Genomic DNA, 24,208 nt, shown 5'->3' with positions numbered 1-24,208 from the left:
CGCGGCAGCGAGCCGGCTATGGGCGAGGTAAAGGGCTGGGCTGCGGTGCAGGGCTGGGCAGAGAAACCGGCAGTGGAGGCAAACTGCGCCATTGTCGGCGCAAAGCGGCCAAGTTTGGGTGCTGGGCGGGGTCGTAGCGCTGCATTTCGAGTTGCAGCAGCCAGTCGGTCCAAGCGGCGGCGGTGGCGGCATCGCACGGCAATTGGCTCAGCGCATGGCTGATCTGACGCGGCGTGGCCTGTGCGGGAAGCTGGCAGCCGTTTCGCTGCATGACATGGCGCGCGCGCTGCAGCAGCCGCAGCCACGGGTCCGGGCGCGGTCGCAGCCAATGCAGCCACGCCGCCGCACCTAGCGCTGCCAGCGCCAGCAGGCCCGCCAGCAGCCCCAGCAGATGCTGCCATTGCGGGGCCTGAATGCCGAGCTGGCGCAGCCAATCGAACTGGCGCGTCTGGCCGTGGTTGAGCACCCACTGGTTCCAGCGGTTGTTGGTGGCTTCCCAGAGCGAGCGCAGTTGCACCAGCGCAGTGGGGTTGAGGTTGATGAGGGCCCCTTCGAGCAGCCCCGGCGGGGCCAGCAGGCGCGCCAGTTCGCTGGTGCGCGCCGGGGCCACGTGGGCGGTGGGGTCGACGCGCACCCAGCCCTGGCCGGCCAGCCAGACTTCGGCCCAGGCGTGGGCGTCGCTCTGGCGCACGGTCCAGACGCCATCGACCGGGTTCAGTTCGCCGCCGTGGTAGCCGGTCACTACGCGCGCCGGTAGCCCTAGGGCGCGCATCAGCACCACGAAACTGGCCGCGATGTGTTCGCAAAAACCCTGGCGGCGGTCGAACCAGAACTCGTCGGCGCTGTGGCGGCCAAACAGGCCCGGCTCCAGCGTGTACTGGTAGCCGCCGGTGCGCAGGCGCAGCAGCACGGCATCGATAAAGGCTTGCGGCGGGCTGTTGGGGCCCAGTTGCTGGCGCAAGTCGGCCGCCAGTTGCAGGGTGCGCGGGTTGAAGCCTGCGGGCAGTTGCAAGTCGATCTGCAGGCTGGCGTCGGGCTGCAGCGGCCCGAGTCGGAAGTTGGGGAAGGCGGTGGCCTCGAAGCGGGTCAGTTCGGCCACGGGTTGCGCGGCCAGCCACTGCAGGTCGGGGGTCAGGCGTGCGGCCTGGCCGCCGATGGCGGGCAGTTCGGGTGTGGCCTCTAGGGCCAGCAGCCAGGGCCGGTTGCTGGGCTCTAGGGTGAGCCGGTAACGAATCGGCGGGCCGCTGACTTGCAGCACTGCCGCCGCGTTGGCCCCGGCGGGAGCGACCTGCTGCGCGTGGTGCAGCGGGCGCCAGACGAGGCCGTCGAATAGGCTCAGCACCGGGCCACGAAAATACAGTTGCTGCTCGGTGGGGCGCTGCCCGGGCTCAAACTCGACCCGAAAGGCGATGCTTTGGTCGAGCGCCAAGCGGGCGATCTGGCCCACCTGCATCTGGTCCGACAGGCCGCTGCGCCCCACGCCACCGTCGTTGGGCAGGCTCCAGAGCGGCCCAAAGCGCGGAAAGAGCAGGAACAACAACAGCATCAGCGGCGCACCGAGCGCGGTCATGCCGGCCGCCAGTTTGAAGGCCAGCCACAGCGGTGGCCGCCCGACCGGCAGATGCGCCAGCACCAGCGCACTGAGCAGACCCAGCAACGCCAGCACGATGCCCAAGGCCGTCAGCAAGCTTTGCGAGTGCAGCAGCAGCGTGAGCAGGGAGAAAAAACCGAGGAAGAAGATCACCAAGGCGTCGCGGCGCGCGCGCAGTTCCAGCGTTTTGAGCGCCAGCAGCAGCACGATCAGGGTGGTGCCGCCTTGTTGGCCCCAAATGCTGCCGTGGCTGCCCCAGGTGGCGAGCAGGGCCAGCAGCAACAGCCCCGACAGCAGCACGCGGCCGGGCAGGGGGCGCTGTTGCAGCGCCAAGCCGGCGCGCCCGAGCAGCAGCGCCAGCGCCAAGGCGATGATCCACAGCGGCTGGTGCGGGGCTTGCAGCAGCACCACCAAGGCGGTCACGCCGAGCACGAACAGGGTGTCGCGCAGCTCGCGCGGCCAAGCCGACGGGCGCACCAGCGCCGCCAAGGCCGTGGGGGCGCGGGCGCTCAGCGCCATGCCAGCGCCTCGAGGCAGCGGCGGCGCTGGGCCGGGCCGTGGTCGGGGGCGATTTCCAGCCCGGGCAGGCGCAGGCCGTAGCGCAGCCCTTGCGCCTCGGCTTGCAGCACCCAGGCGCACAGGCGCGCGCGGCGCGCTTCTTCGTCGGCCAGGCCGCAGCGGCTGGCGTCGAGCCACAGCTCGGCGGCGCTGGGGAGGCCGAAATCGCGGCTCAGCCACTGGGGCTGGGCGCTGCCAGCCAGCCGGGCGGCTTTTTTCCACAGCACCCATTTGAGGGGGTCGCCGCGCCGGTAGGGGCGCACGTCTTGGGCCTCGTCGCTGTGGCGGCTGCCGGCTTGGCGCTGCGCCGGTCCGTCGTCGGCGTGTAGGCCCAGCGGCAGCGGCGGCGCCGGCACCTCCGGGGCCGGATAGACCCACAGTTGCGCCGCCGGGCGCCACCAGTGCCAAACCTTGAAGGTGCCCAGCGGAAACACGGTTTGCACGCGCAGCGCGGGCAGGCTGTGGCGACCGCGCCGCTGCGTGGGGTAGGCCAGGTGCACGGTGTGCTGGTCTTGGGGGTCCACGTCGGCCCAGACGTCGCTCGCCGTCGGGCCACCGGCGCCGGCCAACACACCAGCGCTGGGGGCAGAGCGGGACGCGTGGGGGTGGTCCAGCCACTGCAAGCCCACGGCGTAGCGCGCGCGCCGGCTGGGGTTGCGCAACTGGATTTCGATGGCCGCGCTCTGGCCGGCAAAGACCGGCTCGCCGGGGTGCAGGCTCAAGCTCAGCCCGACCAGGTTGCGGTGCCCGACCCAGACCCCGGCCGCGGCGCTGCCCGCCAGCAGGAAGGTGAGCAAATAGCCGAGGTTGAGCTGGTAGTTGATGCTGCCCAGCAGGATCAGCAGCAGGGTCAGGGCCAGCATCCAGCCGGCGCGGGTGGGCAGCAGGTAGAGGTTGCCGTGCTGCAAGTCGGTCTGGTCTTGCGGCGGCAGCCGGCGCAGCCACCAGGCCCGCAGGCGCTGACCACTTAGAAGGCCTCGAAGCCCCCGCGCAGGGGCGTGCCAGCGCAGCACCCCAGCCGATGGCGCGGCCGGGCGGGCGGGGTCAGAGGCGGCTTGCATGGCGGTGGGCCTATCAGCGCAAGGCCGTGGCCTCGAGCATGGCCTGCACCTGCTCGGCCACGCCGCGGCCAGCGCTGCCGACCGCCAGCAGCCGGTGCGAGGCCGTTTGCGGCAAGATGGCGGCCAGATCGTCCGGGGCCACGTAGCGGCGCCCCTCGATCAGGGCGCGGGCCTGGGCGGCGCGCAAAATGGCTAGGCCGGCGCGCGGGCTCAGGCCCTGCACGAACCAGCGCCCGTTGCGGCTGGCGTCGAGCAGGTCTTGCAGGTAGTCGAGCACGGCGTCGCTCACGGCCACTTGCTGCACCGCCCCTTGCAGGCCCGCCAGCGCAGCGGCATCGAGCAAGGCGGGCAGGGTATCGAGCAAGGCGCGCCGGTCCCGGCCGCGCAGCAGCTCGCGTTCGGCGGCCCGGCCCGGGTAGCCCAAGTGCAGGCGCATGAGAAAACGGTCCAGTTGCGACTCGGGCAGCGCGTGCGTGCCCAACTGATCGTGCGGGTTTTGGGTGGCGATGACGAAAAACGGCTGCGGCAGCGGCCGCGTGGCACCCTCGACCGAGACTTGTTTTTCTTCCATCGCCTCCAGCAGCGCGCTTTGCGTTTTGGGGCTGGCGCGGTTGATCTCGTCGGCCAGCAGCACCTGGGCAAACAGCGGGCCGGGGTGGAACACAAATTCGGTGCGTTCGCGCTCGAACACCGAAACACCCATTAAATCGCTCGGCATCAAGTCCGAAGTAAACTGCACCCGGGAGAACTGCAAGCCGAAACTGTGCGCCAGCGCGTGGGCCAAGGTGGTTTTGCCGACACCGGGCAAGTCTTCGATCAGCAGGTGCCCGCCGGCGAGCAGGCAGGTCACGGCATCGCGGATGACGCCGGATTTGCCCACGATGACCGCTTCGAGTTGGCGCAGCAGCGGCGCGATGAGGGATTGGGGTTCGAGCATGGCGCTACGATAACGGAAAACGGAGACAAGACCCTTATGAAACCGACCGGCTATTTCACGCATCCGATTTGTCGCAAGCACGATATGGGCGCGGGCCACCCCGAATGCGCCGATCGCTTGGGCGCGATCGAAGACCGCTTGCTCATCACCGGACTGGCCGATGCGCTGGAGCGGCGCGAACCGGGCCCGGCCTCGCAGTCGGAGCTGGAGCTGGCGCATTCGCGCAGCTACATCGCTTCGCTGCGCGGCATGACCGACGAGCTCAACGAGGAAATCAAGGCCGGCGGGCCGCAGCGCCTGCAGCTCGACCCCGATACCTCGATCAACCCCTACACCTACCAGGCCGCGCTCATGGCCGCCGGGGCCGCGCTCAACGCCACCGACGCGGTGCTGGCGGGTGAGCTGCAAAACGCTTTTTGCGCCGTGCGCCCGCCCGGCCACCACGCCTGCCGCGACCGTGCCATGGGTTTTTGCATCTTCAACCACGTGGCGCTGGCGGCCAAGTACGCACTCGATCGACACGGTTTGCAGCGCGTGGCGGTGATCGACTTCGATGTGCACCATGGCAACGGCACCGAAGAAATCGTCGCGGGTGACTCGCGAATCCTGATGTGCAGCTACTACCAGCACCCTTTCTACCCGGAGTGGTCACACGCCGAGGCCGACAACCTGGTCAATGTGCCGGTGCCGGCCTATTCCAAGGGCATGGACGTGCGCGAGCTCATCGACAGCGTCTGGATGCCGCGGCTGGAGGCGCACCGGCCCGAGATGATCTTCATCAGCGCCGGCTTTGATGCGCACCGCGAGGACGACATGGGCCAGCTCGGCCTGGTCGAGCAGGATTATGTGTGGATCACGCAGCGGCTCAAGGCGGTGGCGGATCGGCACGCACAGGGCCGCATCGTGAGCGTGCTCGAAGGCGGCTACAACCTGAGCGCCTTGGCGCGCAGCGTGGAGGCGCACGTGCGTGTGCTGGCCGATCTGTGAGCCGGTGCCAGAGCCGGCGCTAGAGCGGCGGGCGCGAGATAATCGCCGCTGCCCGTTCCTGACTCTGCTCTGCCCACTCACGCATGTCTGCCACCGCTGCCGCCACCGCCTCTGTTGCGCCCATTGCGCCCACTGCGCCCGCTGACCTCTTAACCGTTCCAGCCGCTGCGCTGCCGCCCCTTGCACCCCCTGCGCCTCCGGCCCCGCTGCTCGACTTCAACCTCTGGTTGCAGGCCTTGGGCCAGCCCGGGGTGTGGGTCGAGCTGGCGCTGCTGGCGGGCTGTGTGGCGCTGGCGCTGACGCTGGTGTGGGCGCTGCGCCGGGGCTTCAAGCCGGACCAATACACCTCGATCTGGTTTGGCCGCAGCCTGATCAACGGCGTGCTGTTTCCGGCCCTGCTTCTGGCACTGGCTTATGGCGCACGTGCGGTACTGGCCACGCAGCAGGATTTGGTGGTGTTCAAAGTCGCCATTCCGGTGCTGCTGGCGCTGGCGGCGATTCGGCTCGGCGTCAAGGTGCTGCAAGTGGCGTTCAAAGACGCCGCTTGGCTGCGCCCGATCGAGCGCACCATTTCCTGGGCCGCCTGGCTGGCGGTGCTGCTCTGGCTCAGCGGTTTGCTGCCGCTGGTGTTGCACGAGCTGGACCAGATCACCTGGCAACTGGGCGGCACCACGCTGTCGGTGCGCAACCTGATCGAAGGCACCTTGAGTGCCGCCGTGGTGCTGATCGTGGCGCTGTGGGTCTCGGCGGCGATCGAGGCGCGGCTGCTGCGCAAGGCGGTGGGGGAGGATTTGTCGCTGCGCAAAGCCGGTGCCAACGCCCTGCGCGCGCTGCTGATGTTCGTCGGGCTGCTGGTGGCGCTGTCGTCGGTGGGCATCGACCTCACGGCGCTGTCGGTGCTCGGCGGCGCGGTGGGGGTGGGCATCGGCTTTGGCTTGCAGCGGCTGGCGGCCAATTATGTGAGCGGCTTCGTCATCTTGACCGAGCGCAGCATGCGCATCGGCGACATGATCCGCATCGACAACTTCGAGGGCCGCGTGACCGACATCAAGGCGCGCTTCACCGTGATTCGCAACCTGGGCGGGCGCGAGTCCATCGTGCCCAACGAGATGCTGCTCACGAACCGGGTCGAAAACCTCTCGCTGGCCGACCATCGGGTGTGGCAGAGCACCGTGGTCGGGGTGGTGTATGGCAGCGACGTGGAACTGGTGAGCCGCTTGCTGTGCGAGGCCGCGCTGGCGCAGTCCCGGGTGCTGCGCGACCCGCCCCCGGTCGCCTTGCTGAGCGCCTTTGCCGCCGACGGGCTGGAGTTCACGCTCGGCTACTGGATTGCCGACCCGGAAAACGGACCGCTCGGGCTGCGCTCGATGATCAACCGCGCCATTTTGGCGGGATTTTTGGAGCACGGGGTCGAGATCGCCACACCGGCCCGGGTGCTGCCTGCGGTGGGTGCGGGGGCTCCGGTTGAAGCGGCGCAGCCGCCGGCGCGGCGGCTGTAAATCCGTTTAGGCCGCCACCCCCACGATCACGCTCGACGCCTTGAACAAGGCGCGCGCAGGCTGCCCCGGCTCCAGGCCCAGATCGGTGCAGCTCTGGCGCGTGATCACGGCGGCGATGCTGGAGCCCGCGCCCAAGTCGAGCACCACCTCGCTCTGCACGGCCCCGGTGCTGATGCGCTGCACCGTGCCGGGCAGGCAGTTGCGCGCCGAATAACGCGCCCCGTTGTCGTCGCCGCCCGCCAGCAAAATGACCGACGAGGCCTTGACCAGCGCAAACGCCTCGCCGCCCACTTGCAGGCCGAGGTTGAGCGTGCTCTCGTGCGTGAGCACCGCCACCAGCTTCATGCCGTTGGCCAGTTCGAGTTCCACCTCGTCGTTCACGGCCCCGCGCTGAATGCGGCTGACGCGGCCCAAAAATTGATTGCGTGCGCTGGTTTTCATGCCCATGCTCCTGATCAACAGAAAGTCGTCGGCCAGCGCGCCCGACTGGCGGCTCAAGTGCTCGATGAAGCGCTGGTGTTCGGCCTGAATGCGCCGGAAATTGGAGATCAGCAGCTCGCCGCGGCGCGTCAGCCGGGTGCCGCCGCCGCCCTTGCCACCGGCCACGCGCTCGACCAGCGGCTCACCGGCCAGCTTGTTCATGGTGTCGATGGCGTCCCAGGCGGCCTTGTAGCTGAGCTTGACCGCCTTGGCCGCTTGCGTGATCGAGCCGCATTCGGCAATCTGCGCCAGCAGCTCGATGCGCCGCGGGCCGCCCAGGTTGCGCTCGCCCAAGCGCATCCATACCAGGCCTTGCAGGCTGAAAGGGGGGTTGGGATCGGGCGGGTTCATGGGCAGATTCAGTCGGTGGCTTGCACCTGCCCCTCGTGCAAGCGCAGCACCTGCTCGCCAAACAGGGCCACGTCTTGCGGGTCGTGGGTGATGAGCACCATTGGCACTTGCAGGCGCCGCTGCAAGGCGTCGAGTTCGGCGCGCATGGTCAGGCGCAGATCGGCGTCGAGCGCGGCAAAGGGTTCGTCGAGCAGCAGCGCGCGCGGCTGCGCCACCAACGCCCGCGCCAAGGCGGTGCGCTGGCGCTGGCCGCCCGAGAGCTCGTGCGGGTACTGGTGCGCCAGGGGCCCCAGCTCAAAAGCCTCGATCCAGTATTCCACGGCCGCATGGCGCGCGCTGCGGCGCGGGTTCAGCCAGCCGCGCGCCAGCGCAAAAGCGATGTTTTGGCGCACATTCAGGTGCGCAAACAAGGCGTAATCCTGAAACACATAGGCCAGCCGGCGCGCTTGCGGCGGCATAAAAATCCCTTGCTGCGAGTCGTACAGCGTCTGGCCGTCGATGCGCACGTGGCCGGCGTCCGGCCGCAGCAGGCCGGCGAGGCCCTTCAGGGTCTGGCTTTTGCCCGATCCCGAAGGCCCGGCGATCACCACGCGCTGCGCCTGCGCTTGCAGCCGCACGTCGAGCGCAAACACGCGCGCGCCCGATTGCAGGGTTTTGCGGATGTGAAAATCGAGTTGCATAGGCGCTTCAACCCTATTGGTTTGCCACCCGCCCCGGCATCAGGCGCGTGGCCGACAGCAGCACCGCAATGCACACCAGCGAGGTGATGAGGGCCAGGATGTTGGCCACGTCGTCGCGCCCGGCCTGCACCGCCTCATAGACCGCAATCGAGAGCGTTTGCGTCTGGCCGGGGATGTTGCCCGCGATCATCAGCGTGGCACCAAACTCGCCCAGCGCGCGCGCAAACGCCAGCAGCAACCCGGCCATGATGCCGCGCCAGGCCAGCGGCAGCGTGACGCGCAAAAACAGCGCCCATTCCGATATGCCCAGCACCCGCGCCGCCTGCTCGTACTGGCTCTCGACCGCCTCGAAAGCCGCCCGCGCCGGCTTGAACACCAGCGGAAAAGTGACGATGGCCGCCGCCAGCACCGCGCCCTGCCAGGTGAAGATCAGGTTGATGCCAAAGTGCTCATCCAACCAAGCCCCGATCGGGCCACGGCTGCCGATCAGCACCAGCAGGTAGTAGCCCAGCACCGTGGGCGGCAGCACCATCGGCAGGGTGCACAGGGTGTCGAGCAATTCACGGCCGGGAAAGCGCTTGCGCGCCAGCAGCCAGCCCAGCGCCACGCCAAACACCAGCGTGATGGCGGTGGCCCAGCCCGCCACCTTGAGCGAGAGGCTCAGCACCGTCCAGATATCGGCCCAGTTGCCCGTATCCATGTGTTGCTGCGTATGCCTGCTTAGGGTGGCAAAAAGCCGTGGCGCTGCAAAATCGCCTGCGCGGGCGGTGAGAGCACGAAGGCCACGAAGCGCTGCGCCGCTGCGGGCTGGTTGCTGCGCGCCACCGGGGCGATGGGGTAGACGATGGGCGTGGGGGTCGGCACCTGGAACGCCACCCGCACCCGCTCGGGCATGAGGGCGGCGTCGGTGGCATAGACGAAGGCGGCCTCGACCTCGCCGCGCGAGACGTAGTTGAGCGACTGGCGCACGTTCAGGGTGTAGATGGCTTTGGCCGACACCGCGGGCCAGAGCCCGGCGGCCTCCAGCGCAGACTGCGTGTAGCGCCCCACCGGCACGCTGGCCGGGTTGCCGATGGCCACGCGGCGCACCGCTTCCTGGCGCAAATCGGCCAGGCTGGCCAGCGCCAGGCGGCTGTCGGCGGGCACCGCCAGCACCAGCAGGTTGCGCGTGAAGTTGTGCCGCTGCGCCGCCACGATCAGGCCGCGCTGCTGCGCCAGGTCCATGGTGAACTCGTCGGCGGAGGCGAACACATCCACCGGCGCACCGCGGTCGATCTGCTGCAGCAGCGCGCCCGAGGCACCCACGTTCAGCGCCACCCGCACATCCGGGTTTTGTGCCGTGAAGGCGGCGGCGATTTCGTTGAAGGCATTGGTCAGGCTGGCGGCGGCCGAGACGGTGAGCTGGATCGGTTGCGCCTGGGCATGGCCCATTACCGGTAGCAAGGCCAGCGCCAGCAGCAGGGGCAGCCGGTGCAGCCGGTTCCAGAGGCGCAACAGGGGTGACCAAGGCTTGGGCATGGCTGTTTCCTTGAGAGCGAATGCGGGTGTAAGGGTGATCGTAATATACAGCAGTTTATAACGCTTCCCGGTCCAGCCCAGACCGCCCTAGGGGATTACCCTGGTTGCAGCAGTTTGCGCAAAAGCGCGCGGTAAAAATCCGCTAGGCCCAGCCCGTGCGCGTCTATAATTTGCAAAAAAGAACGGTCGTTCTATTTTTGGTGTGCGTAAAATCTTGACGCTTACGTAAACGTCAATTCGGCGTGCGCCGTTTCACCCTCAATCACAGGAGCAAGGCATGAAAATTCTCGTCCCCGTCAAGCGCGTGGTGGACTACAACGTCAAGGTGCGCGTCAAGGCCGACGGCACGGGCGTGGACCTCGCCAACGTCAAGATGAGCATGAACCCCTTTGACGAAATCGCCATCGAAGAAGCGGTGCGCCTAAAAGAAAAAGGCGTGGCCACCGAGGTGGTGGCGGTGTCGTGCGGGGTGGCGCAGTGCCAGGAAACCTTGCGCACCGCCATGGCGATTGGGGCCGATCGGGCCATTCTGGTGCAGACCGAGGCCGAGTTGCAACCGCTGGCGGTGGCCAAGCTGCTCGCCGCCTTGGTGGCCAAGGAGCAGCCCGGGCTGGTGATTCTGGGCAAGCAGGCGATCGACGACGACGCCAATCAGACCGGCCAGATGCTGGCCGCGCTGGCCAAGCTGCCCCAAGCCACTTTTGCCTCCAAGCTGGAAGTGATCGAGGGCCGGGCGCGCGTCACGCGCGAAGTCGATGGCGGGCTGGAAACGCTCAGCCTGAGCCTGCCCGCGCTGGTGAGCGCCGACTTGCGCCTCAACGAGCCGCGCTACGTGACCCTGCCCAACATCATGAAGGCCAAGAAAAAGCCGCTCGACACCGTGACCCCAGCCGATCTGGGGGTGGACATTGCGCCGCGCCTCAAAACCCTCAAAGTGGCCGAACCGGCCGCGCGCAAGGCCGGCATCCGAGTCGGCAGCGTGGCCGAGCTGGTGGACAAGCTGCGCCACGAAGCCAAAGTGATCTAAGACTGGACCAACCCATCATGACCGCACTCCCCGCACTCCTCATAGCCGAACACGACCACGCCACGCTCAAAGGCGCGACGCGCAACGCCCTCACCGCCGCCTTGGCTTGCGCCCCAGAAGTCCATGTGCTGGTAGCGGGCCACCAGGCCGCACCCGCCGCTGCCGCCGCGGCGCAGCTCGCCGGGGTCAGCAAGGTGCTGCACGCCGACGGCCCGGCGCTGGCGCACGGCCTGGCCGAAAACCTGGCAGCGCAGGTGCTGGCGCTGGCCGCTGGCTACAGCCACATCGTGTTTGCCGCCACCGCCAGCGGCAAGAACGTGGCCCCGCGCGTGGCCGCCCTGCTCGACGTGGCGCAGGTGAGTGAAATCACCAAGGTGCTCAGCCCCGACACCTTCGAGCGCCCGATCTACGCCGGCAACGCCGTGGCCACGGTGCAAAGCCTGGACGCCGTAAAGGTGCTCACGGTGCGCGGCACCGGCTTCGACGCCGCACCCGCCAGCGGCGGCAACGCCGCCATCGAGACCGTGCCCGCAGTGGCCGACAGCGGCCTGAGCAACTTCGTGGGCAGCGAGCTGGCCAAAAACGACCGGCCCGAACTCTCGGCGGCCAAGGTCATCGTCAGCGGTGGCCGGGCGCTGGGCAGCGCCGAGAAGTTCAACGAGCTGCTCACGCCGCTGGCCGACAAGCTCGGTGCCGCCATCGGGGCCAGCCGCGCCGCCGTCGATGCGGGCTATGCGCCCAACGATTTGCAAGTCGGGCAGACCGGCAAGATCGTCGCGCCGCAGCTCTACATCGCCGTCGGCATCTCGGGCGCGATCCAGCATCTGGCCGGCATGAAAGACTCCAAGGTGATCGTGGCCATCAACAAAGACCCGGACTCCCCGATCTTTGCCGTGGCCGACTACGCGCTCGAAGCCGATCTGTTCACGGCGCTGCCGGAGCTTGTCAAGGCGCTGTAAGCGTGCGCACAAGGGGCGGCGCTTTGGCTGCGCCCGCATTCAACGTTAAACGGAGATAAAAGATGAGCTACGTCGCCCCGGTCAAAGACCTGATGTTCAACCTCCAGCACCTGGCCGGTCTGGAACAGGTGGCCAGCCTGCCCGGTTTTGAAGACGCGGGGCTGGAAACCGCGCAAGCGGTGCTGGAAGAATGCGCGCGCCTGAACCAGGAGGTGATCGCGCCGCTGAACTGGGAGGGCGACAAGTACCCATCCTCCTACCACGACGGCAAGGTCAGCACCACGCCGGGCTTCAAGCAGGCGTTTCGCCAGTTTGCCGAGGGTGGCTGGCAGGGCTTGCAGCACCCGGTGCAGTTCGGCGGCCAGGGCCTGCCCAAGGCCATTGGGGCCGCTTGCGTGGAGATGCTCAACTCCGCCAACCTCAGCTTTGCCCTGTGCCCGCTGCTCACCGACGGCGCCATCGAGGCGCTGCTGATCGCCGGCACCCCGGAGCAGCAGCAGACCTACCTGCCCAAAATGATTTCGGGCGAGTGGACCGGCACCATGAACCTGACCGAGCCACAGGCCGGCTCCGACCTGGCGCTGGTGCGCAGCCGCGCCGAGCCGCTGCAAGACGCAGCCGGGCAGCCCGATGGCCGCTACAAGGTGTTTGGCACCAAGATTTTCATCACCTACGGTGAGCACGATATGGCATCCAACATCGTGCACCTGGTGCTGGCGCGCACCCCCGGCGCGCCCGAGGGGGTCAAAGGCATCAGCCTGTTCATCGTGCCCAAGTTTTTGCTCAACCCCGACGGTTCTTTGGGGCCGCGCAACGATGTGCATTGCGTGAGCATCGAGCACAAGCTGGGCATCAAGGCCAGCCCGACGGCGGTGTTGCAATTTGGCGATGGCTTGGCGGGCAAGCTGCCCACGGGGCCGGGTGCGATTGGCTACCTGCTGGGGCAAGAGAACCGCGGGCTCGAAACCATGTTCATCATGATGAACGCGGCGCGCTACGCGGTGGGCGTGCAGGGCATTGCGGTGGCCGAGCGGGCCTATCAGAAAGCGGTGGGCTATGCGCGCGATCGGCTGCAAAGCCGCCCGGTGGATGGCAGCCTGGCGGCAGCGGCGCCCATCATCGTGCACCCAGACGTGAAACGCATGTTGCTCACCATGCGCGCCTACACCGAAGGCTGCCGCGCCATGGCCAGCGTGGCGGCAGCGGCCTACGACGGCGCGCACCACCACCCCGAGGCCGAGCAGCGCCAGCAGCACGCCGCCTTTTACGAATTTTTGGTGCCGCTGGTCAAGGGCTATAGCACCGAGATGAGCATCGAAGTCGCCTCGCTCGGGGTGCAGGTGCACGGTGGCATGGGCTTCATCGAAGAAACCGGGGCTGCGCAGTACTACCGCGACGCCCGCATTCTCACCATCTACGAGGGCACCACCGCCATCCAGGCCAACGACTTGGTGGGGCGCAAAACCCTGCGCGACGGCGGCCGCACCGCGCGCGCCGTGGCGGCGCAGATCGAGCGCACCGAAGCCGAACTGCAAGCCAGCGGCAGCGCCCACGCGCTGGCGGTGTGCCAGCGACTGCAAGCGGCGCGGCAAGCCTTTCTGGAGGTGCTGGACTTTGTGCTCGGTAACGCCAAGGCCGACCCGAACGCGGTTTTTGCGGGCAGCGTGCCCTACCTGCTGCTGGGTGGCAACCTGGTGGCGGGCTGGCAGTTGGCGCGCTCGCTGCTGGTGGCCGAGCGCGAGCTGGTGGCGGGCAACGAGGCCGATTTCATGCGCGCCAAGATCCTGACCGCGCGCTTTTATGCCGATCACCTGCTCAGCCGCGCCGGCAGCCAGCGCGACAGCATCGTCGAAGGCCACGCCGCCGTGACCGAAATGGCCCCCGAATTCTTTTAAGCATCGAGTCAAACTTCATGTCCCACTTGCCTGCCGCCTTGCAGCGCGTGCCGTTTCCGGTCATCGGCGCACCGCTGTTCATCATCAGCAACCCCAAACTCGTGATCGCCCAGTGCCAGGCTGGCATCGTGGGCTCCATGCCAGCGCTCAATGCGCGCCCGGCTTCGCAGCTCGACGAGTGGCTGGCCGAAATCACCGAGGCGCTGGCCGCACACGACCGCGCGCACCCAGAGCAACCCGCAGCCCCTTTTGCCATCAACCAGATCGTGCACAAGAGCAACGACCGGTTGGAGCAGGACCTGGCCCTGTGCGCCAAGTACAGTGTGCCGATCGTCATCACCAGCTTGGGCGCCCGCACCGACGTGAACCAGGCCGTGCACAGCTGGGGCGGCGTGGTGCTGCACGACATCATCAACAACGCTTTTGCGCACAAGGCGATTGAAAAAGGTGCCGACGGGCTGGTGGCGGTGGCTGCCGGCGCCGGTGGGCACGCGGGCGTGAAAAGCCCCTTTGCGCTGGTGCAGGAAATTCGCCAGTGGTTCGATGGCCCGCTGGCGCTCTCGGGCGCCATCGCCAGCGGCAGCGCGGTGCTGGCGGCGCAGGCCATGGGGGCTGATTTCGCCTACATCGGCTCGGCCTTCATCGCCACCGACGAAGCGCGCGCCAGCGCCGACTACAAGCAGTGCGTGGTGGACAGCAACTCGGACGACATCGTCTACAGCAACCTGTTCACCGGTGTGCACGGCAACTACCTCAAGGCCTCGATCCGCAACGCCGGGCTGGACCCTGATAAGCTGCCCGAGAGCGACCCGAGCGCGATGAACTTTGGTGCTGCTGCCGCCAAGGCCTGGAAAGACATCTGGGGCTGCGGCCAAGGCATCGGCGCGATCGACCGCGTGCTGCCCGCAGCCGAGCGGGTGGCGAAACTCAAGCGCGAGTACGCGCAGGCGCGCCAGCGGCTGCTGGGTTAAAGCAGCTGCGCTGCCGGGGGTTCAGTTCCCGGCGGCGCTTGCTGTGGGTGCCAGCACGGCGCGCCAGCGCTCGGCCGTGAGCGCGTAGGCGCGCCCAAAGCCGGCCACGAAGCGCGCCGCTTGCGGCTCGACCAAGAACAGCGAAAAATCTGGGAACGAGAACAGCTCTTGCGCCTCGGGCAGCCGCTCCAGGTAGGCGGCGCGGGCGGCGGCGTAGCGCGGCGACTCAAGCGGGCAGGGCAGGGCGCGGCCCTTGAGGCTCAGGCGCGGGCGCGCCAGCGGGTTGTCGTCGGCTTGCGCTTCGGCCAAGATCAGCAGTGCCACGGCGGGTTGCTCTTGCATGTCTTTGCTGTGGGTGGCCAGCCGGCTGACGTGGATGAGCGCGCTGCCGCACTCGGGCAGCAGCGCAAAAGGCACCATCGACGCCGCCGGTTCGCCCCGGTGCAGGGTGGCCAGCGCGGCCAAGCGCTGCGCCTGCAGCAGGCGCTGCAGCAGATGGAGGTCGGCGTCGGTCATGCTCACGCGGGCAGTGTAGTGCAAGCGTGTGCCACCAATTCGTCGGCGCTCCCGCGCCTCGTCTGGCGCTCGTTGCTGGCGCACGAACTGCAGCGCTACAATGTTAGTGCGGTTGCCTTGCCACCGTGGCGGGCGCGCTTCATCTAAGCCATGAACACCATTCAGATCCGGTTTTTTGCCACCCTGCGCGAGGCGCTGGGTGCGACTGAGTTGGGGCTGCCTACGGCAGCAGCCACGGTGGCCGATTTGCGCGACGAACTGATCGCTCGCGGCGGCGCTTATGCCGAGGCGCTGGCGCGTGGGCGGGCGGTGCGCGCTGCTCTCAACCAGGCCATGGTGACGGAGTCGGCCGCGCTCAAGGACGGCGACGAGGTGGCTTTTTTCCCACCGGTGACGGGGGGCTGAAGGTGGCAGCGCAGCCCGCAACACTGGTGCAAGTGCGCATCCAGACCGAGGATTTCGACCTGAGCGCCGAAGTGGCGGCCTTGCACGCCGCCGATGCGCGGGTGGGGGCGGTGGCGGTCTTTGTCGGCACCGTGCGGCAGCTCGATGAGGGCCAAGCGCTCGACTGCCTAGAGCTGGAACACTACCCCGGTATGACCGAGCGCGCGATCGAGGACATGGTCGAGCAGGCGCGGCAGCGCTTCGAGATTTTTGGTGCGCGCGTGCTGCACCGCGTTGGGCGGCTGGGCCTGGGCGAGCAGATCGTGCTGGTGGCGGTGACGGCGGCGCACCGGGGCCAGGCCTTTCAAGCCTGCGAATTTTTGATGGACTACCTCAAGACCCAAGCGCCGTTCTGGAAAAAAGAACACGGTGCCACCGGTTCGCGTTGGGTCGATGCGCGCACCAGCGACGACGCGGCGCTGGCCAAATGGGGCATCGCAGCCAGCAACGCCGCTTGAAATTTCCCGTTCAGGCCCCAAGTCGGGCTGCATCACCCCTTTGCGAAAGCGGCGTATGCGACTCGACAAACTGACCACCAAATTCCAGCAGGCCCTGAGCGAAGCGCAGACCTTGGCGCTGGCGCAGGATCATGCCTACATCGAACCGGCGCACCTGCTGGCGGCGCTGCTTAGCCAGCCCGACGGACCCAAGGCGCTGCTGCAGCGCGCCGGGGTCAACGTGGCGGCGCTGGCGCAAGCGGCCGACGAGGCGCTGGCCAAACTGCCCTCGGTGCAGGGGCAAGAGCAGGTGCAGGTCGGGCGCGACTGCGTGGGGCTGCTGCAGGCGGCGGAAAAAGAGTCCCTCAAATGCGGCGACCAGTTCGTGGCCAGCGAGCTGTTCTTGCTGGCGCTGGCCGACAGCAAGCTGGCGTTGGCCGATGCCGCGCGGCAGGCGGGCCTGAAACGCGCGCCGCTGGAGGCGGCGATTGCCGCGTTGCGCGGCGGCCAGAAGGTGGACAGCCCCGAGGCCGAAGGCCAGCGCGAGGCGCTGAAAAAATACACCCTGGACCTGACCGAGCGCGCCCGCGCCGGCAAGCTGGACCCGGTGATCGGGCGCGACGACGAAATCCGGCGCGCCATCCAAGTGCTGCAGCGGCGCACCAAGAACAACCCGGTGCTGATCGGCGAGCCCGGCGTCGGCAAAACCGCCATCGTCGAGGGGCTGGCGCAGCGCATCGTGGCCGGTGAAGTGCCCGAGAGCCTGAAAGAAAAGCGCGTGCTGGTGCTCGACATGGCCGGGCTGCTGGCCGGGGCCAAATACCGGGGCGAGTTCGAGGAGCGCCTCAAATCGGTGCTCAAGGAAGTGGCCGCCGACGAGGGCCGCATCATCCTGTTCATCGACGAGCTACACACCATGGTCGGGGCCGGCCGGGCCGAAGGCGCGATCGACGCCGGCAACATGCTCAAACCCGCGCTGGCGCGTGGCGAGCTGCACTGCATCGGTGCCACCACGCTCGACGAGTACCGCAAATACGTGGAAAAAGACGCGGCACTGGAGCGGCGCTTCCAGAAGGTGCTGGTCGATGAGCCCAGCGTGGAGGCCACCGTCGCCATTTTGCGCGGCCTGCAGGAAAAATACGAGGTGCACCACGGCGTGGAAATCACCGATCCGGCCATCGTCGCCGCGGCCGAACTCAGCCACCGCTACATCACCGACCGTTTCTTGCCCGACAAAGCCATCGACCTGATCGACGAAGCGGCGGCCAAGATCAAGATCGAAATCGACTCCAAGCCCGAGGCGATGGACAAGCTCGATCGGCGCATGATCCAGCTCAAGATCGAGCGCGAGGCGGTGCGCAAAGAAAAAGACGAAGCCTCGCAAAAGCGCATGGCCTTGCTCGAAGAGGAGCTGAGCAAGTTGCAACGCGACTACAACGACCTCGAAGAAATCTGGAAAAGCGAAAAAGCCGCCGCCCAGGGCTCGGACCAGGTGCGCAAAGACATCGAGCAGATCAAAATCCAGATCGAGGGCTGGACCCGCAAGGGCGACTTCAACCGCGTCGCCGAACTGCAATACGGCCGCCTGCCCGAGCTGGAAAAGCGCCTGCGCGACGCACAAGCCAAAGAGGCCGCCGGGCAGGGTGCAACGGGTGCGCCCAGGCTGTTGCGCACCCAAGTCGGGGCCGAAGAAATCGCCGAAGTGGTGGCGCGCGCCACCGGCATTCCGGTGGCCAAGCTGATGCAGGGCGAGCGCGACAAGCTGCTGCAAATGGAGGGCAAGCTGCACCAGCGCGTGGTTGGGCAGGACGAAGCCATCGTGGCGGTGGCCAACGCCATTCGGCGCAGCCGCGCCGGCCTATCCGACCCAAACCGGCCGCTGGGCAGTTTTCTGTTCCTGGGGCCTACTGGCGTGGGCAAGACCGAGCTGTGCAAGGCGCTGGCGGCGTTTTTGTTCGACAGCGAGGAGCACCTGATCCGCATCGACATGAGCGAGTTCATGGAAAAGCACTCGGTGGCGCGCCTGATCGGGGCTCCGCCGGGCTACGTGGGCTACGAAGAAGGCGGCTACCTGACCGAGCTGGTGCGGCGCAAGCCCTACAGCGTGATCCTGCTCGACGAGGTGGAAAAGGCGCACCCGGACGTGTTCAACGTGCTGCTGCAAGTGCTCGACGACGGGCGCCTGACCGACGGCCAGGGGCGCACGGTGGACTTCAAAAACGCCGTGATTGCCATGACTTCCAACATCGGCTCGCCGCTGATCCAGGCCATGGCCGGGCAAGACGCCGACGACATCAAGGAAGCGGTGTGGGGCGAACTCAAGCAGCACTTCCGGCCCGAATTCCTCAACCGCATCGACGAAACCGTGCTTTTCCACAGCCTCGATGCCGAGCACATTGCGCGCATCGCCCGCATCCAATTGCAGGTGCTCTCCGAGCGCCTGACGCGGCTCGAACTCGGTTTGCAGGTGAGCGAGGCGGCGCTGGCCGAGCTGGCCAAGGTCGGCTTCGACCCGGTGTTCGGGGCGCGCCCGCTCAAGCGCGCCATCCAGCAGCGCATCGAAAACCCGCTCTCGCGCCAGATTCTGGAGGGGCGGTTTGCGCCCAAGAGCGTGATCACGGTGGAGGTGGACCCGATCCAGGCACCGGGGCAGTTCCAGTTTGGCGCCGCCGACCCGGACTGATGCCCGAAGGCCAAACGCGGCGGTCAAAGCGTTTGGGGCAGTAGGCGGGGCGGGCGTCAGGCACACGCAAGCCGTGCAGTCAAAATCGCGCCAGTTGAAGAAAAAACCCTAGGCTGCCGCCTTCGCAGCCGCTCCAGGAGCACTAGCCCATGACCCATAGCACGGCCACCCCAAGCAGCACTTACGCCGATTTTTACCGCCGTTCGATCGACGATCGCGAGGCATTCTGGGCCGAGCAGGCGCAGTTGATCGACTGGCAGCAGCCCTTCGAGCAAGTCTGCGACGCCAGCCAGCCGGCTTTTGCGCGCTGGTTCGTGGGTGGGCGCACCAACCTGTGCCACAACGCGGTCGATCGGCACTTGCCCGAGCGGGGCGAGCAAAATGCGCTCATCTATGTGTCCTCCGAGACCGGGATCGAGCAGGTTTACAGCTACCGCGAGCTGCACGCCGAGGTGCAGCGCATGGCGGCGGTGCTGCTCGATCTGGGCGTGCGCAAGGGCGACCGGGTGCTGATTTACATGCCCATGATCGCCGAAGCCGCCTTTGCCATGCTGGCTTGTGTGCGCATCGGGGCCATCCATTCGGTGGTCTTTGGCGGTTTTGCCAGCCACGCGCTGGCCAACCGCATCGACGACGCGCGCCCGAGCCTGATCGTCAGCGCCGACGCGGGGATGCGCGGCGGCAAGGTGCTGCCCTACCAGCCCTTGCTCGACGAAGCGCTGCGCTTGAGCCAGCACCCGCCGCAGCAGGTGCTGATGGTCAAGCGCGGCCTGGCCGAAGTCACGCTGCAAGGCGGGCGCGATGTGGACTACGCCACTGCGCGGGCCCGCTTCCTGCACACCCAGGTGCCGTGCGAGTGGCTAGAGAGCAGCGAGCCGAGCTACATCCTCTACACCAGCGGCACCACCGGCAAGCCCAAGGGGGTGCAGCGCGACACCGGCGGCTACGCCGTGGCGCTGGCGGCCTCGATGCGCCACATCTACCTCAGCCAGCCGGGCGAGACCTTCTTTGCCACCTCCGACATCGGCTGGGTGGTCGGGCACAGCTACATCATCTACGGCCCGCTGCTCAACGGCATGGCCACCCTGATGTACGAGGGCCTGCCCATCCGCCCCCACGCTGGCATCTGGTGGAGCCTGGTAGAAAAATACCGCGTCAACGTGATGTTCTCAGCCCCCACGGCGGCGCGCGTGCTCAAAAAACAAGACCCGGCCTACCTAAGCCAATACGACCTCTCCAGCCTCAAGGCCCTGTTTTTGGCGGGCGAGCCGCTCGATGAACCCACCGCGAGCTGGATTGGGGCTGCCATCCACAAGCCCATCATCGACAACTACTGGCAGACCGAGACCGGCTGGCCGATTCTGGCGCTGTGCAGCGGCGTCGAGCCCGGCGCCGTGGGCCAGATCGGCTCACCCGGCCGCGCGGTCTATGGCTTTGATGTGCGACTGGTGGACGAGGGCACGGGGCAAGACATCACCGAGCCGAACCGCAAGGGCGTGCTGGCGATCCAAGGGCCGCTGCCGCCGGGCTGCTTGCAAACCGTGTGGGGCGACGACGCGCGCTACCTGCGCACCTACTGGAGCAGCATCCCTGGGCGCGACCTTTACAGCACCTTCGACTGGGGCGTGCGCGACGCCGAAGGCTACTACTTCATTTTGGGCCGCACCGACGACGTGATCAACGTCGCCGGGCACCGGCTGGGCACGCGCGAGATCGAAGAAGCCATTGCCAGCCACCCCAATGTGGCCGAGGTGGCGGTGGTGGGCCGCGCCGACGCGCTCAAGGGCCAGGTGGCGATGGCTTTTGTGGTGTCCAAAAACCCGGCGCTGCTGGCCTCGGCCGAGGCGACCCGGGAGCAGGAGCAGGCCATCATGCAGTGCGTGGATGCGCAACTCGGGGCCGTGGCGCGGCCAGCGCGGGTCTGCTTCGTGGCCACGCTGCCAAAAACGCGCTCCGGCAAGCTGCTGCGCCGCGCCATGCAGGCGCTGTGCGAAGGCCGCGACCCGGGCGACCTCAGCACCCTCGACGACCCGGCGGCCTTGCTGCAAATCCGGGATTTGCTGGGCTGAGCGTGTTGGCTGGGCTGTCGTTCTCGGTGGCCCTGGCTCGGTCTGCTTGGGCAAGCCAGCAAGGTTATCATCAAGTTTTGGCCACCATCGGTTCATTTTCATGCACACCCACGACGACGCGCCCTCGATGCCGGCGCCGCAGCGCCTGATACCCCCCACCATGCCCTGATGGCACCCTTGCTAACACCCGATTCAATGCTGCACGGTCTTAACGCCGCTTGGCAGCAGCGCAGCCTGGCCAGCGTCTGGCACCCCTGCACCCAGATGCAGCGCGCCGCCGCCGTGCCGCCGCTGCCAATCGCGCGCGCCAGCGGCCCGTGGCTGTACGACCACGAGGGGCGGCGCTACTTCGACACCAGCAGCAGTTGGTGGGTGAATTTGTTTGGCCATGCCGACCCCGGCATCGTGGCCGCCATCAAGGCCCAGCTCGACGAATTGCCGCACGTGATGCTGGCCGGTTGCACCCACGCCCCGGCGGTGGAACTGGCCGAGCGCCTGAGTGCGCGCACCGAAGGCGAACTGGGGCATTTGTTCTTTGCCAGCGACGGCGCTTCGGCGGTAGAAATCGCGCTCAAGATGAGCGTGCACCACTGGAGCAACTGCGGCCAGCCGGGCAAGCGCGAGTTCGTCTGCCTGCAAGGCGGCTACCACGGCGAGACGCTGGGCGCGCTGGCCGTGACCGACGTGCCGGTGTTTCGCAGCGCCTACGCGCCGCTGCTCTATGGCGGCGCGCACCTCGTGCCCTCGCCCGATGCGCGCCTGGCGCAGCCGGGTGAAGACGCGGCCGCCGTGGCCGAGCGCGCCGCCGCTGCGCTGGAGGCCCTGCTGGCGCAGCGCCACAGCCACATCGCGGCGCTGATCGTCGAGCCGCTGGTGCAGGGCGCGGCCGGCATGGCGATGCACCACGCACACTATCTGCGCCGCGTCCGCGCGCTGTGCGAGCGCTACCAGGTGCACCTGATTGCCGATGAAATCGCGGTGGGTTTTGGCCGCACCGGCAGCTTTTTTGCTTGCCAGCAAGCCGGCATCTGGCCCGATCTGCTGTGCCTCTCGAAGGGCATCACGGGCGGCTTTTTGCCGCTCTCGGTGGTGCTGTGCCGCAGCGCCATCTACCGCGCCTTTTTGAGCGACGACGTGGCGCGCGGCTTCCTGCACTCGCACTCGTACAGCGGCAACGCGCTGGCCTGCCGCGCCGCGCTGGCGGTGCTGGATCGTTTCGAGCAGCGCGATGTGCTGGGAGACAACGCCCGCATGGCGGCCGTGCTCGACACCGCGCTGGCCCCGCTGGCGCAAGACCCGCGCCTGCAACACCTGCGCCGCTGCGGCATGATCTGGGCTTTCGATGTGCGCGCCGAACACGCTCCAGAGCGCTTTGCCGAGCGCCTGCACCTGGTCGGGCGCGCGCATGAGTTGTTGCTGCGCCCGATCGGGCGCACCGTCTATCTGATGCCGCCCTACCTGCTCGACCAAGCGCTGGCGCGCTGGCTGGCCGAGCGCCTCATCGGCACCTTGAATGACACCCTGAACCCGGCGGCGGCTGATTACCCCGGCGCTGCATGGCCCTCCGATGCTGATCGAACACCTGAACCGCCAACTGCTTGAACTCGACGCCGCGGCGCTGCGGCGGCGCTTGCGCACCCACACCACACCCTGCCAGCCGCACCTGCAACTGCAAGGCGCGGATGCGCCGCTGCTGGCTTTTTGCAGCAACGACTACCTCGGGCTGGCCAATCACCCGGCGCTGGTGCAGGCGCTGGCCGACGGCGCCCGGCGCTGGGGCGTGGGCAGCGGGGCCTCGCACCTGGTCAGCGGCCACTACGAGGCGCATGCCGCGCTGGAGCAGCGGCTGGCCGACTGGCAGGCGGCGCACATCCCGGGCGCGCGGGCGCTGTTGTTTGGCAGCGGTTATGCGGCCAACATCGCGTTGCTCACGGCCTTGGGCGAGGCCACGGCCACGCTGTTTTGCGACCAGCTCAACCACGCCTCGCTGATCGACGGCGCGCGGCTGGCCAAGGCGGCGGTGCAGCGCTACCCGCACGCCGACCTCGGGGTGCTGGCGCAGCAGTTGCAAGCCTGCGCCACGCCGCTCAAGCTGATCGTCACCGACGCGGTGTTCAGCATGGACGGCGACCTGGCCGACCTGCCCGCGCTGCTGCAACTGGCCGAACGCCACGACGCCTGGCTGATCATCGACGACGCGCACGGCTTTGGGGTGCTGGGCGCGCGCGGGCACGGCTGCTTGCAGCACTTTGGCCTGCGCAGCGAGCGCCTGATCTATATGGGCACGCTGGGCAAGGCGGCCGGCGTGTATGGGGCCTTCGTGGCTGCGCACCCCAGCATCGTCGAATGGCTGCTGCAACGCAGCCGCACGTATATCTACACCACGGCGCTGCCGCCCGCGCTGGCGCAGGCCCTGCAAACCAGCCTGGATTTGATCGAAGGCCCCGAAGGCGCGGCGCGCCGCCAGCAGCTGCTAGCCTTGATCGGACGCTGGCGCGCCGGGGTGCAGCCCTTGCTGGCGGCAGCGAAGGGCGGGCAGGGCGGCCAAGGCGGGCTGCACCTGCCCGATTCACACACCCCGATCCAGCCGCTGATCGTCGGCGATAATGCGCGCACGCTGGCCCTGGACGCCGCCTTGCAGGCGCGCGGCCTGCGGGTGCCAGCGATCCGCCCCCCAACCGTGCCCGTGGGCAGTGCCCGCCTGCGGCTCACTTTCAGCGCCAGCCACACGCAGGCCGACCTCGAGCGACTGTTGGCGGCGCTGGCCGAATCCTTGCAGGAATTGAGTTTATGACCCTTCCGTCCGCATCCACCCCAGCCCCAGCCCTCAGAGGCTGCTTCGTCACCGGCACCGACACCGAAGTCGGCAAAACCCGCGTCAGCGCCGGCTTGCTGCACTGGCTGGGCGCGCACGGGCTGCGCGCCGCCGGCTACAAGCCGGTGGCCTCGGGCATGGAACCCGTCGATGGGCAATGGCAGAACGAGGACGTGCAAACCCTGTGGGCGGCGGGCTGGCCCGGTGTGCGCCCCGAGCAGGTCGGGCCGCTGCAACTGCGCACCGCCTGCGCGCCGCACATCGCGGCGGCGCTGGAAGGCCAGACCATCGATTTCGAGCGCTTGCAGCACGGGGCGCGGCAACTGGCGCAGCAAGTGGACGTGCTGGTGGCCGAAGGGGCCGGCGGCCTGTGCGTGCCCTTGGGGCCAGACTGGGACAGCTCCGACCTGATGCGCGCCCTCGGCCTGCCCATGGTGCTGGTGGTGGGGCTGCGGCTGGGCTGCATCAACCACGCGCTGCTCACCGCCGAAGCCATCAGCGCCCGCGGCCTGCGCCTGGGCGGCTGGGTGGCCAATACGCTCGACCCCGACATGCCCTTTTTGGACCAGAACCTGGCCACGCTGCGGCACGAATTCCAGCGCCGCCACCAAACCCCCTGCCTGGGCGTGTTGCCCCGGTTGGCCCCGGCCAGTGCCGTGCAAATGGCCCAAGCCGCCGCCGCGCACCTGGACGACGCGGCCCTGCGCGCTCTGTTTGAGCTGACTTGAAC

The 24,208-nt window shown here is 67.9% G+C and carries 21 protein-coding genes; 13 read left to right on the top strand and 8 right to left on the bottom strand.

What is annotated here, in order from left to right; translation table 11 throughout:
• Positions 1-16 precede the first annotated feature (16 nt).
• Genes SRAA_RS06670 through SRAA_RS06660 form a run of 3 tightly spaced genes read right to left on the bottom strand, consistent with a single transcriptional unit; the run spans position 17 to position 4,147 of the window.
• Positions 17-2,110: a transglutaminase TgpA family protein gene (locus tag SRAA_RS06670; protein ID WP_045531605.1), complete on the bottom strand. Its 2,094-nt coding sequence runs from the start codon at positions 2,108-2,110 to the stop codon at positions 17-19.
• Positions 2,101-3,210 (bottom strand): DUF58 domain-containing protein, encoded by a 1,110-nt coding sequence (locus tag SRAA_RS06665; RefSeq protein ID WP_052467511.1) that lies wholly within the window; start codon positions 3,208-3,210, stop codon positions 2,101-2,103. The genes SRAA_RS06670 and SRAA_RS06665 overlap by 10 nt, the downstream gene beginning before the upstream one ends.
• Positions 3,211-3,223: 13 nt before the next feature.
• On the bottom strand, positions 3,224-4,147 hold the full coding sequence (locus tag SRAA_RS06660; protein WP_045531604.1) for an AAA family ATPase: 924 nt from the start codon (positions 4,145-4,147) through the stop codon (positions 3,224-3,226).
• A gap of 36 nt (positions 4,148-4,183) precedes the next feature.
• On the opposite strand from SRAA_RS06660, the gene SRAA_RS06655 reads away from it, so the two are divergent.
• On the top strand, positions 4,184-5,134 hold the full coding sequence (locus tag SRAA_RS06655; protein WP_045531603.1) for a histone deacetylase family protein: 951 nt from the start codon (positions 4,184-4,186) through the stop codon (positions 5,132-5,134).
• Between the two features lie 83 nt (positions 5,135-5,217).
• On the top strand, positions 5,218-6,633 hold the full coding sequence (locus tag SRAA_RS06650; protein WP_082039952.1) for a mechanosensitive ion channel family protein: 1,416 nt from the start codon (positions 5,218-5,220) through the stop codon (positions 6,631-6,633).
• Positions 6,634-6,639: 6 nt separating this feature from the next.
• Here the strand turns inward: SRAA_RS06650 and SRAA_RS06645 are convergent, their stop codons facing one another.
• The 4 genes from SRAA_RS06645 to modA are packed head-to-tail and all read right to left on the bottom strand — an operon-like array spanning position 6,640 to position 9,662.
• A complete protein-coding gene (locus tag SRAA_RS06645; RefSeq protein ID WP_045531600.1) occupies positions 6,640-7,464 on the bottom strand; it encodes a TOBE domain-containing protein in 825 nt (274 codons plus the stop codon).
• A gap of 8 nt (positions 7,465-7,472) precedes the next feature.
• Positions 7,473-8,144 (bottom strand): ATP-binding cassette domain-containing protein, encoded by a 672-nt coding sequence (locus SRAA_RS06640; protein ID WP_045531598.1) that lies wholly within the window; start codon positions 8,142-8,144, stop codon positions 7,473-7,475.
• A 13-nt stretch (positions 8,145-8,157) separates the two neighbouring features.
• Positions 8,158-8,844 (bottom strand): molybdate ABC transporter permease subunit, encoded by a 687-nt coding sequence (gene modB, locus SRAA_RS06635; protein WP_045531596.1) that lies wholly within the window; start codon positions 8,842-8,844, stop codon positions 8,158-8,160.
• A gap of 20 nt (positions 8,845-8,864) precedes the next feature.
• Complete coding sequence (gene modA, locus SRAA_RS06630; protein ID WP_045531594.1) at positions 8,865-9,662, bottom strand: molybdate ABC transporter substrate-binding protein; 798 nt, start codon at positions 9,660-9,662, stop codon at positions 8,865-8,867.
• A gap of 277 nt (positions 9,663-9,939) precedes the next feature.
• On the opposite strand from modA, the gene SRAA_RS06625 reads away from it, so the two are divergent.
• The 4 genes from SRAA_RS06625 to SRAA_RS06610 all read left to right on the top strand — a co-directional run bounded on the left by SRAA_RS06625 (position 9,940) and on the right by SRAA_RS06610 (position 14,514).
• Entirely contained in the window at positions 9,940-10,689 is a 750-nt protein-coding gene (locus SRAA_RS06625) for an electron transfer flavoprotein subunit beta/FixA family protein (protein ID WP_045531593.1), read from the top strand.
• 17 nt (positions 10,690-10,706) lie between these two features.
• The gene (locus SRAA_RS06620; RefSeq protein ID WP_045531592.1) at positions 10,707-11,648 is read left to right on the top strand and encodes an electron transfer flavoprotein subunit alpha/FixB family protein; all 942 of its coding nucleotides are present in this window, start codon (positions 10,707-10,709) and stop codon (positions 11,646-11,648) included.
• A gap of 62 nt (positions 11,649-11,710) precedes the next feature.
• Positions 11,711-13,543: an acyl-CoA dehydrogenase gene (locus tag SRAA_RS06615; protein ID WP_045531591.1), complete on the top strand. Its 1,833-nt coding sequence runs from the start codon at positions 11,711-11,713 to the stop codon at positions 13,541-13,543.
• Between the two features lie 17 nt (positions 13,544-13,560).
• Positions 13,561-14,514 carry an NAD(P)H-dependent flavin oxidoreductase gene (locus SRAA_RS06610; RefSeq protein ID WP_045531590.1) on the top strand — a complete coding sequence of 318 codons (954 nt, stop codon included), beginning with the start codon at positions 13,561-13,563 and terminating at the stop codon, positions 14,512-14,514.
• Between the two features lie 21 nt (positions 14,515-14,535).
• On the opposite strand, the gene SRAA_RS06605 is transcribed toward SRAA_RS06610, so the two are convergent.
• A complete protein-coding gene (locus tag SRAA_RS06605) occupies positions 14,536-15,054 on the bottom strand; it encodes a pyridoxamine 5'-phosphate oxidase family protein (protein ID WP_197538500.1) in 519 nt (172 codons plus the stop codon).
• A gap of 126 nt (positions 15,055-15,180) precedes the next feature.
• On the opposite strand from SRAA_RS06605, the gene moaD reads away from it, so the two are divergent.
• The 7 genes from moaD to bioD all read left to right on the top strand — a co-directional run bounded on the left by moaD (position 15,181) and on the right by bioD (position 24,206).
• Complete coding sequence (moaD, locus tag SRAA_RS06600) at positions 15,181-15,435, top strand: molybdopterin converting factor subunit 1 (RefSeq protein WP_045531587.1); 255 nt, start codon at positions 15,181-15,183, stop codon at positions 15,433-15,435.
• A gap of 23 nt (positions 15,436-15,458) precedes the next feature.
• Entirely contained in the window at positions 15,459-15,932 is a 474-nt protein-coding gene (locus SRAA_RS06595; RefSeq protein WP_045533444.1) for a molybdenum cofactor biosynthesis protein MoaE, read from the top strand.
• Positions 15,933-15,987: 55 nt separating this feature from the next.
• Positions 15,988-18,594, top strand: coding sequence for an ATP-dependent chaperone ClpB (clpB, locus tag SRAA_RS06590; RefSeq protein ID WP_045531586.1), 2,607 nt, complete (start codon positions 15,988-15,990; stop codon positions 18,592-18,594).
• A gap of 149 nt (positions 18,595-18,743) precedes the next feature.
• Positions 18,744-20,663 carry a propionate--CoA ligase gene (locus tag SRAA_RS06585; protein WP_045531584.1) on the top strand — a complete coding sequence of 640 codons (1,920 nt, stop codon included), beginning with the start codon at positions 18,744-18,746 and terminating at the stop codon, positions 20,661-20,663.
• Positions 20,664-20,831: 168 nt separating this feature from the next.
• Positions 20,832-22,265, top strand: coding sequence for an adenosylmethionine--8-amino-7-oxononanoate transaminase (gene bioA, locus SRAA_RS06580; RefSeq protein ID WP_082039951.1), 1,434 nt, complete (start codon positions 20,832-20,834; stop codon positions 22,263-22,265).
• Positions 22,231-23,457, top strand: coding sequence for an 8-amino-7-oxononanoate synthase (gene bioF / locus SRAA_RS06575; RefSeq protein ID WP_045531582.1), 1,227 nt, complete (start codon positions 22,231-22,233; stop codon positions 23,455-23,457). Before bioA ends, bioF begins: the two co-directional genes overlap by 35 nt.
• Positions 23,454-24,206: a dethiobiotin synthase gene (gene bioD, locus SRAA_RS06570; protein ID WP_045531580.1), complete on the top strand. Its 753-nt coding sequence runs from the start codon at positions 23,454-23,456 to the stop codon at positions 24,204-24,206. Before bioF ends, bioD begins: the two co-directional genes overlap by 4 nt.
• Positions 24,207-24,208 lie beyond the last annotated feature (2 nt).

The sequence above is a fragment of the Serpentinimonas raichei genome, assembly GCF_000828895.1.
Classification (GTDB): domain Bacteria; phylum Pseudomonadota; class Gammaproteobacteria; order Burkholderiales; family Burkholderiaceae_C; genus Serpentinimonas; species Serpentinimonas raichei.
This window is presented reverse-complemented; position numbering and strand designations above follow the sequence as displayed.